Raw genomic sequence first — 15,983 nt, 5'->3', positions numbered from 1 at the left:
TATTAGCATTTGAGCGCAGGTAGCGCTTCTTCGAATTCAATCTCAGTCGGATATTCTCCGTTAAAGCATGCGAGGCAATGTCCTCTATTGGGAGCCGAATCCGTGCGGCCAATCGCATCGATCATTCCTTCAACAGACAGGAATGCCAGCGAATCAGCCTCAATGATTTGACGAATTTCCTCTATCGATTTGGTCGAGGCAATCAATTCCTCACGCGACGAGGTGTCGATTCCGTAGAAGCAGGAATTCATGACAGGCGGAGAGCTGATGCGCACATGCACTTCCTTGGCGCCAGCCTCACGCAGCATGCGGACGATCCGATTACTCGTTGTACCACGAACAATGGAATCATCAATCATGACCACGCGCTTTCCTTCTACTACCTTGCGTACAGCAGACAGCTTGAGATAGACAGCGCGCTCACGTAGCTCCTGACTCGGCTGAATGAAGGTACGCCCGACATAGCGGTTTTTGATCAAGCCGATCTCATATGGAATCCCTGTCGCTTCCGCAAATCCGATGGCAGCCGAGATACTCGAATCCGGTACACCTGTGACGACATCAGCATCAATCGCGGATTCCAATGCCAGCTGCTTGCCCAGACGTTTGCGCGCCATGTGGACGTTGATTCCGTCGATGTCACTGTCTGGTCGGGCAAAATAAATGTATTCAAACGTACAAATCGAACGCTGTGTCTTTTCTGTAAACTTGCTTTCGGTAATGCCATCGCGATCAATGACGATCAGTTCACCTGGCTGGACGTCACGCCAATACTGCGCGCCGATAATATCAAATGCACAGGTCTCGGAAGCGACCGTGATCGCGTCGCCAAGACGTCCCAGTGACAGCGGACGCAAGCCATTCGGATCAAGAGCGATCACGAGCTGGTTCTCGTTCATGACGAGAAGCGCATACGCTCCCTTGATGTATTGCAGGGCGTCCTTTACCGCTCCCGGCAAATCCTTGCACGCAGAGCGAGCGATCAAATGTGCGATCACCTCTGTGTCGCTGGTCGTCTGAAAAATGGAGCCCTTTGCTTCCAGCTCTTTTCTAAGCACAGCGGCATTCACGAGATTCCCGTTGTGGGCAACAGCCATACTGCCTTGTGCATAGCGGAAGAACAGCGGTTGTGCATTTTCAATCTTGCTGGAGCCAGCCGTCGTATAACGGGTATGACCAATCGCGATATGACCGCTGAACTTCTCCAGATCGCCCTTGCCAAATGCCTCAGACACGAGCCCCATACCGCGGTGCTTATACCATTTCTCGCCGTCGGAGGCGCAGATGCCTGCGCTCTCCTGACCGCGATGTTGAAGGGCATGCAGACCCAGATAGGTCAATTGGGATGCTTCTTTGTGGTTGTAGATGCCAAAGACGCCGCATTCTTCGTTCAATTTGTCCCAGATTACCCGATCAAACATGGAATCGCATCCTTCCAGGCTGCTTTCACCTCTTGAATCGAAGCGCTGATCGCTTCTGTACCGTTCACGTTCACTACTAGACGATCGCCACCGACCGTACCGATGTTCCCGGCAGGTACGCCATGTTCACCTGCCAATGCAAGAATCGCCGCCGCTTGCTCCTGGGATGCACTGAGCAGGATGCGAGATTGAGATTCACTGAACAAGAGCACGTCAGTACGCAGCTCAGACGTAAGAGCCACCTGTGCACCAAAGCCTTTTCCGAAGCAAGCTTCAGCCAGCGCCACACCCAGACCGCCTTCGGACAGATCGTGTGCGGAGTTCACCAGACCTTGGCGAATCGCTGTGAGAACCAGCTTTTGCACCGCCGCTTCCTTGTTCAAATCGATTTGTGGAGGACGTCCGGAAATGTTGCCGGTTGCCATCTTTTGATACTCACTGCCGCCCAGCTCAGCGAAGGTCTCGCCCAACAGGATGATCGCGTCGCCTTCGTTTTTGAAATCTTGGGTCGTAATATGGTCAACATCGGTGATCAAGCCGACCATTCCCACCGTTGGGGTTGGATAGATCGCGTCACCGCTACGTTCATTGTAAAAGGATACGTTTCCGCCGATGACCGGAGCATCAAGTGCTACGCACGCTTCGCTCATGCCCTCGCACGACTTCTCGAATTGCCAGAACACCTCAGGCTTTTCCGGGCTTCCGAAGTTCAAGCAGTCCGTAATCGCCAGCGGCTCTGCACCGGAGCAGACGACGTTGCGCGCAGATTCTGCTACGGCAATGGCACCGCCCACTTTTGGATCGAGGTATACATAGCGACCGTTGCAATCTGTACTCATGGCAAGGGCCTTGCGAGTACCACGCACCATGACAACAGCAGCGTCAGAACCAGGCTTTACAGCTGTGTTTGCACGCACGATATGGTCGTATTGCTCGTATACCCACGCTTTATTTGCCACCGTTGGCTGAGCCAGCAAGCTTTTCAGCGTAACATTCAGATCTTTCGGTTCAGAGATCGCTGCCAACACATCTACATTCGCATTTGCTTCGTAGTATGCAGGCACCGCAGAAGGACGATGGTACACAGGTGCGTCATCTGCCAAGCTGTCTACTGGTACCTCTGCTACTACTTCACCTTGATGCAACAGGCGCAGCTTGCTGTCTTCCGTTACTTTTCCAACTACAGCGGACGCCAGACCCCATTTGTCAAAAATCGCAATCGCTTCTGCCTCTTTGCCTTTTTCCACGACGACGAGCATACGCTCCTGAGATTCAGACAGCATCATCTCGTACGCCGACATTCCCGCTTCACGCTGTGGCACCAGGTCCAGATTCATCTCGATTCCGTTTCCTGCCTTGGACGCCATCTCGGAGCTGGAGCTGGTCAAGCCAGCCGCGCCCATGTCCTGAATCCCGACGACGATACCGGTGTCGATCAGCTCCAGGCACGCTTCCAGCAGGAGCTTTTCCATGAATGGATCGCCGACTTGTACTGCCGGGCGTTTTTTCTCGGATTCCTCTGTCAGCTCCTCGGATGCGAAGGTCGCACCGTGAATACCGTCGCGCCCTGTGCTTGCGCCGACGTAGATGACAGGGTTGCCAATACCGGACGCTACCCCTTTTTGAATCTTCTCGTGGTCGATCAAGCCGACGCACATCGCGTTGACAAGCGGATTGCCTTCATACGTAGGGTCGAAGTTCACTTCGCCACCCACAGTCGGAATCCCGATGCAGTTCCCGTAGCCAGCGATACCTGCTACGACGTTTTCGAACAAATATTTAACGCGAGGAGACTTCAGCTCCCCGAAACGAAGCGAGTTAAGCAGAGCAATTGGACGTGCACCCATCGAGAATACATCGCGGATGATACCGCCCACACCAGTCGCAGCCCCTTGGTACGGCTCGATTGCTGATGGGTGGTTATGGCTTTCGATTTTGAAAACAACCGCCTGATTGTCCCCGATGTCGACAATACCTGCACCTTCCCCAGGTCCTTGCAGTACGCGAGGTCCTTTTATCGGGAAACGACGCAGAACAGGCTTGGAGTTTTTATAAGAGCAGTGCTCAGACCACATAACGCTATACAGACCTGTCTCGGTCCAGTTCGGCTTGCGGCCGAGAATTTCTACAACGCGCTGATATTCTTCGTCAGTCAGACCGATTTCTTTGTACAGCTTTTGATCGGCGATTTGTTCGGCTGTCGGTTCTTTATGCGTGAGTTGTGACACTGTTCTGTTCCCTCCATGTCTTCAGAATCGAGGTAAACATGCGGCGTCCATCATCGGAAGTCATCCAAGAGTGGACGGCACGCTCCGGGTGAGGCATCATGCCAAGTACGTTTCCACGTTCGTTGCAAATGCCCGCGATGTCTTCCAGAGAACCATTCGGATTCTCGCCATGATAGCGGAAAACAATCTGATTGTTCACTTTAAGCTTCGCCAGCGTTTCTTCATCACAATAGTAGTTTCCTTCGCCGTGCGCGATCGGAATTTGGATGACTTCTCCTGCCGCGAAATCACGGGTAAAGGAGGTATCGTTGTTTTCCACACGCAATTCGGACAGCTTGCAGCGGAACTTGAGTGAACGGTTGCGTAAGAGTGCTCCTGGCAACAGTCCGACTTCAGTAAGGATTTGGAAGCCATTGCAGATGCCCATGATCAGCTTGCCTTCTTCTGCTGCCTTCACCACTTGCTCCATGACGGGTGAAAAACGAGCGACCGCGCCACAGCGCAGATAATCTCCATAAGAGAATCCGCCTGGCAAAAGAATCGCATCATATTGAGAAAGATCCGTATCGGAATGCCATACGTAATCCACAGGCACTCCCATTACATCTTCAACTGCGTTAAACAAATCAATGTCGGCGTTCGAGCCTGGAAAGACGATAACGGCTACTCGCATATCCTTAGCCCTCCACGATATCAAAGCGATAGTCTTCTACCACCGTATTGGCCAGCAGCTTTTCGCACATTTCACGTACACGCTCTTCTGCTTGCGCACGGTCAGAAGTATTCAATTCCAGCTCCATGTACTTCCCGATACGCGCATTGTTTACTTCATCAAAACCCAAGGTGTGCAGAGCACCTTTTACAGCATGTCCTTGCGGGTCCAAAACACTCTCGCGCAATGTTACATAAACAACAGCCTTAAACATGTACGTCTCCTCCTAGTCTCGTAAGCATTTCTTTATAAGCTTCCTCCACATTGCCCAAATCGCGGCGGAAGCGGTCTTTGTCGAGCTTTTCATTTGTTACCGAATCCCAGAAACGGCATGTATCCGGGGATATTTCATCGGCGAGGAGAATCTCCCCGTCCGCTGTTTTTCCGAATTCCAGTTTAAAATCGACCAACGTAATGTTGCGCTCGCGCAGGTAAGGCACGAGAACCTCGTTCACAGCCAGACCCATTCGCTCAAGCGTCACTTGGTCACTCTCGCTCGCAATCCCCAACACTTTGATATGGGAGGCATTTACCAAAGGGTCTCCCAATGCGTCATCCTTGTAGTAAAACTCGACAACCGGCTGCGGAAGAACAGTTCCTTCCTCCATCCCGAGGCGTTTTGCCAATGAGCCTGCCGCAATATTGCGAACAACGACTTCCAAAGGGATGATCTCCACTTTACGAACCACTTGCTCGTTAGCTGATAGTAGACGGACAAAATGGTTATCAATGCCCCGCTCCTTCAGCATGGTGAAAAAAATTGCCGTGATACGGTTGTTCAGCTCACCTTTTCCGGTGATTTGCGCACGTTTTTCTCCATTGAATGCTGTTGCGTCGTCTTTGTACTCTACCCAGTACTGATCAGGCAAAGAGGTCCGATAGATACGCTTTGCCTTACCTTCGTAGAGTTGTTCCTGTTTTTCCACCGTAGGAGTCACCTTCCCAGTCAAAAAGGTTGAGTTTCGGTTAATTCACGAACGATTCAACTACATTAAAACACAATCATACGCATTTATCAACGAAAAATGCTGGAATAGACTTCGACAAACGTTCGGGATTTACTGTATGTTTTCTAACGAGCACTTCTTATCATTCGTTTAAAACACGCTTCCTACTGGCTTTACCCTCGGGCAGGCTCTTTTCTTTTGTTTATGTTACACTTGTCAGTGGTACAACCTATACGTGAAAGAAGGAATTCAGATGTTTCCATTTGAAGTGTCTTTTCCCACCAAAATCTATTTTGGTATGGGCGAACTTACGCGTTTGGGCCGAGAAGCGAAATCTATGGGCAAAAAAGCATTGCTCGTCACTGGGGGAAATGCGGCCAAACGTACTGGTCTCTTGGACCGCGCCAAGGCCCTCTTACAGGACGCGCAAGTCGCGTATATTGTTTTTGACAAAATCGAACCGAATCCACGTACAGCAACGGTTGATGCCGGGGCTGCTCTTGCCCGTGAGCATCAGTGCGACTTCGTTCTGGCTATTGGCGGCGGCTCCGTGATGGATGCCTCCAAAGCGATTGCGGCGGCAGCGCTGTCCGGTCGCCCGATTTATGATTACATGCGGGGAAACCCGAGCGGCTCTGGTCAGTTGCTGGTACCCGTTCAGGAAGCTTTGCCGATCATGACCGTACCTACCGTGGCCGCCACAGGTTCGGAAGCAAACCATATCAGTGTATTGACTCATTGGGATACCCATGAAAAATCTTCGATCAACGGTCCAGCACTCTACCCGAAGATCGCCATTCTTGACCCATCCGTTACATTTACTGTTCCAGCGCGCGTTACAGCGGAATCTTGCGCTGATATCTTTTCCCATCTATTTGAAAACTATTTGATCAGTGCGGAAGGAACACACGTACAAGACGGTATTTCCGAGACGCTCATTCGCCTCGTTGTCGAGCATTCCATCACTGCGATCCAACAACCAGACAACGCAGAGGCTCGCTCCACTCTCCTCTGGGCAAGCACGCTGGGCATCAGTCCATTTGCTGCGGGGGGTCGTGGTGCCGGAATGCCGTTGCACGGAATCGAGCATCCGTTGAGTGGCATATACGATATGTCCCACGGTCGTGGACTGGCGATCCTGTCACTCCCTTATTTTGAACAGGTCATTTTGCAGGATCGTCCAGAAAGACTGGCACGAATGGGACGTCATTGCTTTGGCGTTGCCGTGGAGGACGAAGACGAAGCAGCACGAGCAACAATTGAGGCCGTTCGCCGCTGGTATACGAGCATGGGCATTACTGAACGTTTGTCTGACTTCGGCGTGACCAAGCAAGCCCTTCCACGCATGGCAGAGGAAGCTATTCATATCGGTGGACGGGGAGTGGGGCACCTGCCTAGCTCACGAAAATTGAATGAAGCAGATGTGTTCGCCATCTACGAAGCCTGCCTGTAATTGAAGCATCAAACACACTGGCGAGCCCTCGTTCAGTTGTGCAATAATACAAATTAATCACTAATCAAAATTATTTTACTACGGAGGTTACTACCTATGGCAGATCCACGCATTAATGAACTGGCAAGCCGTCTCGTCCGTTACTCGCTCAACTTGCAACAAGGCGAAAAAGTCCTCATCGAAAATACTGGCCTGCAGCCTGAACTCGTTCGTGCCCTTGTGCGTGAATCGTTTGCGGTCGGGGCTCTGCCTTTGGTTACGTTGAAAGACCAAGAGATCATGCGTGCGCTCTATCAAGGCACCAGTGAAGAGCACATGGCCCTGATGGCAAAATACGAGTATGACCGGATGAAAGACATGGACGCTTACATCGCCATCCGCGCTTACGACAACATCAACGAGTACGCCGACGTACCAGAAGACAAAATGGGCATTTACGCTCGTGTCTTGTATCAACCTGTACATACTAACGAGCGCGTTCCGAACAAACGCTGGGTGGTACTGCGCTACCCGAACAAGTCAATGGCTCAGCTGTCCAAAATGAGTCTCGAGGGCTTCGAAGACTTCTACTTCTCCGTCTGCAATCTGGACTACGCGAAAATGTCCGCTGCCATGACTCCTTTAAAAGAGCTGATGGAGCGCACAGACCGTGTACGTATCGTCGGTCCAAAAACAGACCTGCGCTTCTCCATCAAAGGAATCAATGCCATCAAATGTGACGGCAAGCGCAATATCCCGGATGGCGAAGTTTACACCGCTCCTGTGCGCGATTCCGTAGAAGGAACGATTTTCTACAACGCGGCATCGATCTACAATGGTATTACTTTCAACGATGTGCAGTTCACCTTTAAAGAAGGCAAGATCGTGGAAGCGACCAGCTCCAATACAAAAGCACTGAATGACATCCTCGATACAGACGAGGGCGCACGCTATATCGGAGAATTTGCGATCGGCTTCAACCCGCATATCCTCCACCCAATGCTGGACATTCTGTTTGACGAGAAAATCGCAGGCAGCTTCCACTTCACGCCAGGTAATGCATACACAGTGGCAGACAACGGCAACCGCTCCTCCATTCACTGGGACTTGGTCCAAATCCAGCGTCCTGAGTACGGTGGCGGCGAAATCTGGTTTGATGATGTTCTGATCAGAAAAGACGGTATTTTTGTTTTGCCAGAGCTGGAAGGCTTGAATCCGGAGAATTTGATTTAAAAAGTGTCATGAATAGCGAAAAAGGCAGGGACGAGGCTCCCTGCCTTTTTTAAATAAAACTCACTACGAATCCCATTTCTTACATATCGATCTAACGGGGTGACTTTACTAACTAACAATAAATCAGTAAAATAACGTTTAGATTGTTGAGGTGGTAGTCAACGATCTAACTGAGTCATCCTCAAAATGAGAAATACTCAGTTTTCCCAAAGATGATCTCCTTAGCAAATAGGGAGATCACTTTTTTTGTAAATTCCGCATATTTAATAACTCCTATTTTGATTCTTTCACTTCTGTGTGTGTAAATGGTGTTGGCACTTTAATTCTTCCAATACGCCTTTGTTTTACCACTGTATCTTCTCCTGGATAAACTTTAGCACGCCAATCCGCATATATATTGTATACCTCAGCAACAGCCCACAGTCTAATAACATACGAACCTGGCTTTTTAAAGGTAGCATTAATTTCTTGTCCTTTAACGACTTCATGTGTTTGTGATGAAACAAACTTGTATCCCAAATCAGCCTTTACAAATTTTATGGGAAATTCTACACCAGCTGACCAATCATGAGTACTCTGAACAGTTTCTTTTGCACTCGATGTATATTTTGCACTTAATTCAGTACCATCTGTAACTGTAACATACTCTTTGTATACTAAAAAATGTCTCGTTTCATCTTTACTATACTCGTAAGTAGCAGTACCTCTTACATACCCATCTCTATAGTAGGAAATACCAGTATCTAAGGGTCTAATAGAACCTTCTTCTTCATCTTCTGCATAGGATCCCACCACTCGACTATCATATTTATCTGGGCCTGCTGGTGTATAGGTTGTAATGTCTCCAGACGCAGAAGTAGTTGGTAAAATACTAGATGATAGGAGAGAAAATCCTAAAACAAAGGTAGCTAACGCTTTTCTCTTAAATGCCATAATCAGTCCTCCAAATATTCATATATATTTCATAACCTATTAGGCTATAAAACCAAATTAAGATTTCTTATTTAAATAATTCAGTAACATCATTAAGAATTCAGAATATAATTTTTGAACATCTACATCCTGCGATGTTAACGTCATAGCAACCATACTTACTGATAGCCCATTTCCTGAAAAATTATATACATTTACAATAGTATTAGGAAATTTATCGCTATACGCCCTAGTAATACCATTATTTTCGTCCTTGGTATTGTAAAAATTTGGTGAATAACTAACTGAATTCGTCCATTGGAAATCTCCATCAGGACCTGGTGCCACACCAAGCATTATTACTACACCATTTTTTTCATTTTTATAAACTAAAGTTTTATTATTATCATGAAATTGATCTAGTGACTCTTTAGGCTCATCATTAATAGCAGGTACAATATTTTTAATATTCCAACCATCAGTAACCTCAATATAGCCCTCCGGTTTAAATTTCTCTTTTAAAAGTGAGAATTTTGAGTTGAACGTTTGCACATCAATCTTATTGGTAACTTTTGCATTCGTATTGCTTTGTTCACAAGATGCTATTATTAATAGTGAAAAACTTATTAGTAAAACTAAGAAACGCCTAATGTAACTATTCATGAGATCACCTTTTTATTTTTACTATTTTTACATATATTAGTATATTTCACTAAATTAAGTACGTCAATTCGCTTTTGATGGAATTAAAAAGTGTTAATGTTCTTAATTTTACACTTTTTAATTCCATCATATTATTTCCCTATTTTCGGTATTTTGACGTTCGCATAATTCTTTTGTTCTCTTCGGTAAGATTTCTGATCCTCGTTTTTTCTATCCATGCTTTGCCTACCTCCCTTTGGCTCCAGAATAAATCCGTCAGACATAAGGAGGTATATTCCATGAAAAAATGATGGTCCCTTTTGGGCTAATATTTATGCCCGCACGTGTATTTAGATGATGCTCCCAAAAGGCAACCGCACCTCAAAACATGTACGAATCAGATCACTTTGGACAGAAATCGTTCCCCGATGCTTCTCGACTATGTTTTTCGCAATAAACAAACCGAGTCCTGTCCCTCCACCTTGATGAGTTCGCGCCTTGTCTGCTTTATAAAACATTTCAAAAATATGCGGTAGCGACTCCTCAGGAATCTGGACACCGTAATTCATGATTTGCACAACGACTTCATCACCCTCACGATAAGCATTCAAATCGACAAAATGTCCATCGCCCCCGTAGCGTATCGCGTTGGTAAGGATATTTTCAAATACTCGTGCCAGCAGCTCCCCATCCCCCATAATCACTAAAGAAGCGGCAATATTACACCGTGCTACCAGCTCATTTTTTTCAAAGGAAGGATACATCTCTTCATTTAGTTGTACCAGCAATTCACTCAAATCAATGACCTTTTGCTCGATAGTAACCATGCCGGGATTCATTCTGGTGATTTCGAAGAGTTCATCAATCAGTTTTTCCAATCGTTGCGACTTGGTAAAAGCAATCGTCGTATAATGCCGCATCTGTTCTTGTGGCATCCGCTCGTCTCGTAAAACTAAATCTAAATAACCCAGAACGGATGTCAGTGGTGTGCGTAAATCATGTGCCAGATTCAAAACAAGCTGATCCTTGCTGCTTTCGGCGAAATCTCCTCTTTCTACCGCCTTTTGCAGCATTTCACTTGCCAGATTAATATCCTTGACGATATCTGCGAACTCATCACTGGATGGAATATGGACATACCGTGTAAAGTCTCCACTGGCGAGAAAATGAATGCCCGTGGAAATCTCCCGAAAATAGCCCGCATACCGTTTCGTCAGGAGATAGAAAAACAAGATAGCCAGGGGAGCAAAGAAAAGCAAAAAGAAATTGATATCCCCCATCTCCCTAATAAAACGGCGAACCTGGGCCAACGGATCTTCATACTTGACCTCCGTCCGATAGTAAAACTGAAGCACTTTATAAAAGAGAAAGGTCACGATACCGGACAAAATCATGCCTAACCCAAGAAGCATAATCATTTTGGAACGGAAGCTATGTCTCATCTTAACCATGGAAAGAATCCCTCACTCCCCCATCACTCATGATAGACTCTTTGGACACGTTCTCCTAAACGACTTACTAATTCGTTGGTAATGGTTTTACACTGATCGGCCATTTCCTCGGCTGAGATACATCCGTCTTGATCCTTGCCGATGAAGGTCGCAATATCTCCTTGTCGCACCTCTTCTATATCCGTAATATCTACAATAAGCTGATCCATGCAAACAGACCCGATAACTGGTCTCCTTTTTCCTTTGATCAGGCAGGTTGCTCCCGCTAGTGACAGCATGCGCGGAATTCCGTCTGCATACCCGATAGATACGATGGCAATCTTACTGTCTTGCTGCGCTATATGGGCGCGTCCATAGCCCACGGCGGTTCCATTTTCCACCTGTTTCACCTGTACGACTCGTGCTTTCAGTGACATCACAGGACGTAGTTCGATATTTGTATTTACCTTATCTCCCTGGCTGCTCAACATCCCGTAGAGAGCAATCCCAATGCGAGCATAATCGTAATGCAGCTCCCCATAATTCAGGACACCGTAGCTGCTCTGAACATGCAGCTTCTTCGGATCTATCCCTTGTTCTCTCAACTGTTCAATCACGGTCTCGAAACGAGCAATTTGATTTTTCGTGTATTCGATATCGGAAGCTTCCAAACTGTCAGCCACACTCAGATGAGTAAATGTACCGCCTACCTTCAAATTTTGATACCGATACATGGAAGCGATTTTTTCAATGCGTGCCCAAGATTCTCCCAGTCTCCCCATCCCTGTGTCGATCTTGATATGAACAGGTATCCTAACGTTATAGCTATTCAGCTTTTTGGCATATTCGTCATCTACTACGGTTTGCGTCAGTCTGAAACGGGCGATTTGGCGTATACGTCGCTCATCCGTATAGCCTAGCACCAGAATTTCTCCTTTTACGCCCTTCTTCCTCAGTTCGATTCCTTCATCGATCGTCGCAACAGCGAAGTAATCAATCCCGAGCTTGTTTAAATACCTGGCGATTTGCCATCCTCCGTGGCCGTATGCCTGCGCCTTGACGACCGCCATCATCGCACAATTCTTGGGAAGAATACGCTGGATTTCCCTTACATTATGTTGTACATGAGGAAGATAGATGTCAGCCCATGCCCGTCCTGTTTGATCCGGAGTCCTGCTGCTAAAGCGCTGAACAACCTTCATTGCCAGCACGGAAAGAACAAACGATAGCACCGTGACTAACATAAAATGCACCAAGCTGTTTGCAACAAGCAGCTCTGTCAATCCCGTTACTTTTGCCGCTCCGCGAATGAGCACAATACACAAGGGATGGACGACATAGACATACAGACTCAGCTTCCTCAAATAGGATCGATTTCTGCCTTTCCAGCACAACAAGAGCTGAAATAGAAAATACATGCATGGAATCAGAAAAATATACATACTGTCATGCCGTTGCAACTGATAGGAATGCAAAAGCAAGCCTTCCATAATAAGCATGCTGACAAACAAACCAAATCCGATGGCATACGATGCAACCCTTTGCTTTTTTCGTCTGTGGGTATTGGCAATCATCCCTCCCATGACGATAAACACAGGGGCAAAAAATATCCCGTTCCTCGTGTAATCAAACAGGGTAAACATCGATTGATAGATGCTGTCTACATACGGATTCATCTGCGCCAATCCAAAATAGCTGTCTCCCAATAGCCCGATGCCATACAACACCAGTGTCACCCAAAACGTTTTCCATGCAGAAAGCCTTGTATGCAAAAAGGAACTGATACCAACACCCAGCATGATGCCAGGAAAGTACCACAGATGATACAGCGTCCCGTTAAACAAGATGTCTTTCACCACTGAAAACACACTGAGTCCACTGGTAAAATACCCTGCGTACACATTCACCGGAAGATAGAGAAGGATGGAAAGCACATACAGCTTTCCTACTTTCCATAAAAACTGCTTCAATAAATACGCATTCCTGTTTGCATCTGTGCCAAGCTTTTGCAAGAAGAAGAACCCTGTGCACATAAAGAAAAACGGAACTGCAACTCTCGCTATTGTTCGTGTCAGTGTAAAATCAGCCAACTCGTCAAAAGACAGCAGTGGTGACGTATGGATAGCGACGACAAGGATAGCAGCAACGATTCTGAATCGATCCAGCCCGCCGTACTGCTTTTCATTACTACTACTCATTACGAGACTCCTGATGAAACACCGTAACGATAAATCCATCCATATTGTTGCCCGATATTTCGTACCTCTCACCAGCTACAACCGGGATGTGCGTAACCGAATCGGCAGCCTTTACATAGTAGATTTCAATCGTCTCATCATCCACTAGCAAATGCTCCTGATGATATTCGTAGTTTTTCACATAATCGATATACTCTTCCAGGCATAGCTGTAGCTTTTCCATCAGAACAGAATGCGGATAGCCAACATACCGAAAATGCCACGGCTCATCCGAGATCCCAGTCAGCTGTTCCTTGTCTTTGTCGTAGCGTTTGATAAACCCATAGTGGCTGGCACGTTGTCGAAACAGTTGGCATACGCCATGATCAGGAAAAGAAGGGCAAATAAAATCGATCTCTTCCTTCTTTTCCCCTACGTCAATCGCAAGCCCTGTCTGATGCTCACTTTCATTCGGTCGCGCTACAAATTGACTGGTAAACGCCTGTCCATTTTCAAGCAGAGATTGATCATAGATATCCGTTTGTTCGGCCTTGCTGCGAAAGCCACTGACAGGTACGATTGAACGCTTTGCGTTGCAGGCTTTCAGCAGCTTGGTAAACATCTTCGCAGCCGTGTTTTCCAGCATAATGTTGTTGTGTGTTCCATCGATCAGCCGCATGCGGTTCAGTAAGATACTATCGTCTGTTTGCCAGCGAATCGGGTACTGGCGATTCACCAAAATCAGATGGCCGTGATGTAGATTGTTGCTGTTCAAAGAAACCGTAGAGACGTGATATTGTCCTGTTGGTGTCATCGATTAGTCCTCCTCCATCGCTAGCATAATCAACGTATCGAGAAGCTCCTTGTAGGAGATTCCCGCTGCACGCAGCATGCTTGGATATCTGCTTTTCGCGGTAAAGCCAGGTATCGTATTTACTTCGTTAAACACAATGTCTTCTTCAGGTGTGACAAACATATCCACGCGTGCGAAACCACGACACCCCAGAACCTGATAGAGATGGACGGCAGTTCTCTTAATTTTTTCAGCGAGTTCTTCATCAATTCTTGCTGGGACATGGATGTGGGCCGTTGCCAATGAATACTTTTCTGTATAATTGAAGAAGCCTTGGAGCAATTCGATTTCATCCACTTCTCCTACGATTACGTCACGATTTCCCAGAATCGCACACCCTACCTCAAAACCCGTGATATTTTCCTCGATGACTACTTTGTCATCATGCGAAAAGGCATTTTCAATTCCGAAAATCAATTCGGAATGACTGTATGCTTTCGTAATCCCAATGGACGACCCTGCCTTTGCCGGTTTGATATACAAAGGGAAGCCCAGTCCTTCGATAGCAGATTGAACCGTTGCAAAACTGGTATTTTTATAAACGGTAATGGATCTTGGTGTTTTGATCCCGGAGCTTTCAGCCAGCGTATGGGCAATATCCTTATCCATACAAATCGCAGAGGACAGGGTATGACAGCCTACAAAAGGAATTCCGGCAAGCTCCAACAACCCTTGCACCGTTCCATCCTCTCCGTTTTTGCCATGCAGGATGGGAAACGCCACATCAACCTTGGTGATCGTCATAACACCGTTCTCTTGTGCAACAATTCCCCGAACCTCTCGGCAAGGAGAGAGAAAGGCAGGTACGCACTCCTCACTTTGATGCCAACTGTCATCCCGAATGCTTTCGATACTGCCGGTATAGCGCAGCCATTGCCCTTCCCTCGTGATCCCTAGCAAAATGACCTCGTATTTTTCCAGGCACAAGCTTTCCAGCACCGCGCTCGTAGATTTCAGAGATACTTCATACTCCGAGGAACAACCCCCAAACAATATCGCGACAGTTATTTTCTTCATACCATTCACTCCTTTTCTTCCTTGTCAAAGTGGCTGGTGGTTACAATCACACCGCCCATATTGTCTCCAGAAATCATATAGCTGCTATCGATTGGTACTTCGATCGTCATGTCTTGCTCAACAGCGTAATAGGTAATTTCATAGGTCTTCCCATCGACTGGCACGGAGAGATGTCTTTGTTCTTTCACGTAATTCAAATATTCTTCCAGCGAAAAGTTATGGTTCTTCATGATCGCGCTATGCGGCAAGCCTACATAACGGAAATGCCAGGGCTCGTATGCCGTTCCTGTGATGGCTGCTTTGTCCTTGGGATAGCGTAAAATAAAACCGTATTTCCACGAGTTGTCTTCCAGCCATTTTCCTTCAGGAGCATGCTCCATTTTCATCATCGTCGACCCAATATCAAGAGCCGACCCCACATTATGCTCGCTGTAGCCGCCAGGCATCGCGTATTCTGGTCCCATCTCTTCATACAGCTGCTCTTGTTCTTCCATGTCTCGATAACCGCTGTTCAGGATAAAGTGGCTCACGTTATCTTGCTGCGCAGCATCTACCATCTCCAAAAACACTTTGGCTACACTCTCTGACACTGCGATTGTGGGATCTAGCAAACGATATCCTTTTACCAGCTCTTCATTCTGAGATAGCCTGACCACATCGTTTTTTACCCCTGCTTCATGAACCGGGTTCTCTTTATTGACCAAGAGAAGATCTCCCTGATAGATTTGATCTCTTGCTATTTCTATTTCTATCGTTTGGTAATCCACCTTGGTTGCCCCATAAGGACGTTCTCTATCTGCTATTTTTTGAAAAACCAAATATCCAAACAGCAAGAGAATGACAAGCCAAAAAACCCTCTTTTTCATTCACAGCTCCTCCTTCACTACACATGTAGGATAGGGAAAACTGTTAAAATAAAAAGTAGGGTAAACATAAAATTTTTTTAAAGTTGTCCATTCATTTTTATGAAGTTGCTAGC

General features: G+C 46.9%; 14 protein-coding genes. 2 read left to right on the top strand and 12 right to left on the bottom strand.

Annotation, left to right across the window (positions count from 1 at the left end; translation table 11 throughout):
• Positions 1 to 2 precede the first annotated feature (2 nt).
• The 5 genes from purF to purC are packed head-to-tail and all read right to left on the bottom strand — an operon-like array spanning position 3 to position 5,287.
• Positions 3 to 1,421, bottom strand: a complete 1,419-nt coding sequence (gene purF / locus AB1L17_RS08615; RefSeq protein ID WP_412844190.1) for an amidophosphoribosyltransferase — start codon at positions 1,419 to 1,421, stop codon at positions 3 to 5.
• Positions 1,406 to 3,649 carry a phosphoribosylformylglycinamidine synthase subunit PurL gene (gene purL / locus AB1L17_RS08610; protein WP_412844189.1) on the bottom strand — a complete coding sequence of 748 codons (2,244 nt, stop codon included), beginning with the start codon at positions 3,647 to 3,649 and terminating at the stop codon, positions 1,406 to 1,408. Before purL ends, purF begins: the two co-directional genes overlap by 16 nt.
• The gene (gene purQ, locus AB1L17_RS08605; RefSeq protein WP_412844188.1) at positions 3,630 to 4,322 is read right to left on the bottom strand and encodes a phosphoribosylformylglycinamidine synthase subunit PurQ; all 693 of its coding nucleotides are present in this window, start codon (positions 4,320 to 4,322) and stop codon (positions 3,630 to 3,632) included. Before purQ ends, purL begins: the two co-directional genes overlap by 20 nt.
• A gap of 4 nt (positions 4,323 to 4,326) precedes the next feature.
• Entirely contained in the window at positions 4,327 to 4,575 is a 249-nt protein-coding gene (gene purS / locus AB1L17_RS08600) for a phosphoribosylformylglycinamidine synthase subunit PurS (RefSeq protein ID WP_007717324.1), read from the bottom strand.
• A complete protein-coding gene (purC, locus tag AB1L17_RS08595) occupies positions 4,568 to 5,287 on the bottom strand; it encodes a phosphoribosylaminoimidazolesuccinocarboxamide synthase (protein ID WP_412844187.1) in 720 nt (239 codons plus the stop codon). The genes purS and purC overlap by 8 nt, the downstream gene beginning before the upstream one ends.
• 274 nt (positions 5,288 to 5,561) lie before the next feature.
• Between purC and AB1L17_RS08590 the strand changes: the two genes are divergently transcribed.
• Positions 5,562 to 6,761, top strand: a complete 1,200-nt coding sequence (locus tag AB1L17_RS08590) for an iron-containing alcohol dehydrogenase (RefSeq protein WP_412844186.1) — start codon at positions 5,562 to 5,564, stop codon at positions 6,759 to 6,761.
• Between the two features lie 96 nt (positions 6,762 to 6,857).
• Positions 6,858 to 7,973 (top strand): aminopeptidase, encoded by a 1,116-nt coding sequence (locus AB1L17_RS08585; RefSeq protein ID WP_412844185.1) that lies wholly within the window; start codon positions 6,858 to 6,860, stop codon positions 7,971 to 7,973.
• A gap of 273 nt (positions 7,974 to 8,246) precedes the next feature.
• On the opposite strand, the gene AB1L17_RS08580 is transcribed toward AB1L17_RS08585, so the two are convergent.
• The 7 genes from AB1L17_RS08580 to AB1L17_RS08550 all read right to left on the bottom strand — a co-directional run bounded on the left by AB1L17_RS08580 (position 8,247) and on the right by AB1L17_RS08550 (position 15,870).
• Positions 8,247 to 8,906, bottom strand: a complete 660-nt coding sequence (locus AB1L17_RS08580; RefSeq protein ID WP_412844184.1) for a hypothetical protein — start codon at positions 8,904 to 8,906, stop codon at positions 8,247 to 8,249.
• 57 nt (positions 8,907 to 8,963) lie between these two features.
• Positions 8,964 to 9,548 (bottom strand): hypothetical protein, encoded by a 585-nt coding sequence (locus AB1L17_RS08575; RefSeq protein ID WP_412844183.1) that lies wholly within the window; start codon positions 9,546 to 9,548, stop codon positions 8,964 to 8,966.
• A gap of 329 nt (positions 9,549 to 9,877) precedes the next feature.
• A complete protein-coding gene (locus tag AB1L17_RS08570; RefSeq protein ID WP_412844182.1) occupies positions 9,878 to 10,978 on the bottom strand; it encodes a sensor histidine kinase in 1,101 nt (366 codons plus the stop codon).
• A 23-nt stretch (positions 10,979 to 11,001) separates the two neighbouring features.
• A complete protein-coding gene (vanT, locus tag AB1L17_RS08565; protein ID WP_412844181.1) occupies positions 11,002 to 13,155 on the bottom strand; it encodes a serine racemase VanT catalytic subunit in 2,154 nt (717 codons plus the stop codon).
• Complete coding sequence (locus AB1L17_RS08560) at positions 13,148 to 13,948, bottom strand: M15 family metallopeptidase (RefSeq protein WP_412844180.1); 801 nt, start codon at positions 13,946 to 13,948, stop codon at positions 13,148 to 13,150. Before AB1L17_RS08560 ends, vanT begins: the two co-directional genes overlap by 8 nt.
• Positions 13,949 to 13,951: 3 nt before the next feature.
• Positions 13,952 to 15,004 carry a D-alanine--D-serine ligase VanG gene (gene vanG / locus AB1L17_RS08555; protein ID WP_412844179.1) on the bottom strand — a complete coding sequence of 351 codons (1,053 nt, stop codon included), beginning with the start codon at positions 15,002 to 15,004 and terminating at the stop codon, positions 13,952 to 13,954.
• A gap of 5 nt (positions 15,005 to 15,009) precedes the next feature.
• A complete protein-coding gene (locus AB1L17_RS08550; RefSeq protein ID WP_412844178.1) occupies positions 15,010 to 15,870 on the bottom strand; it encodes a M15 family metallopeptidase in 861 nt (286 codons plus the stop codon).
• Positions 15,871 to 15,983: the final 113 nt, after the last annotated feature.

It is taken from the genome of Brevibacillus jepli (genome assembly GCF_047229145.1).
In the GTDB taxonomy this organism is placed as follows: domain Bacteria; phylum Bacillota; class Bacilli; order Brevibacillales; family Brevibacillaceae; genus Brevibacillus.
Note: the sequence above shows the minus strand (reverse complement) of the source record. Positions and strands in the feature narration are given on the sequence as shown.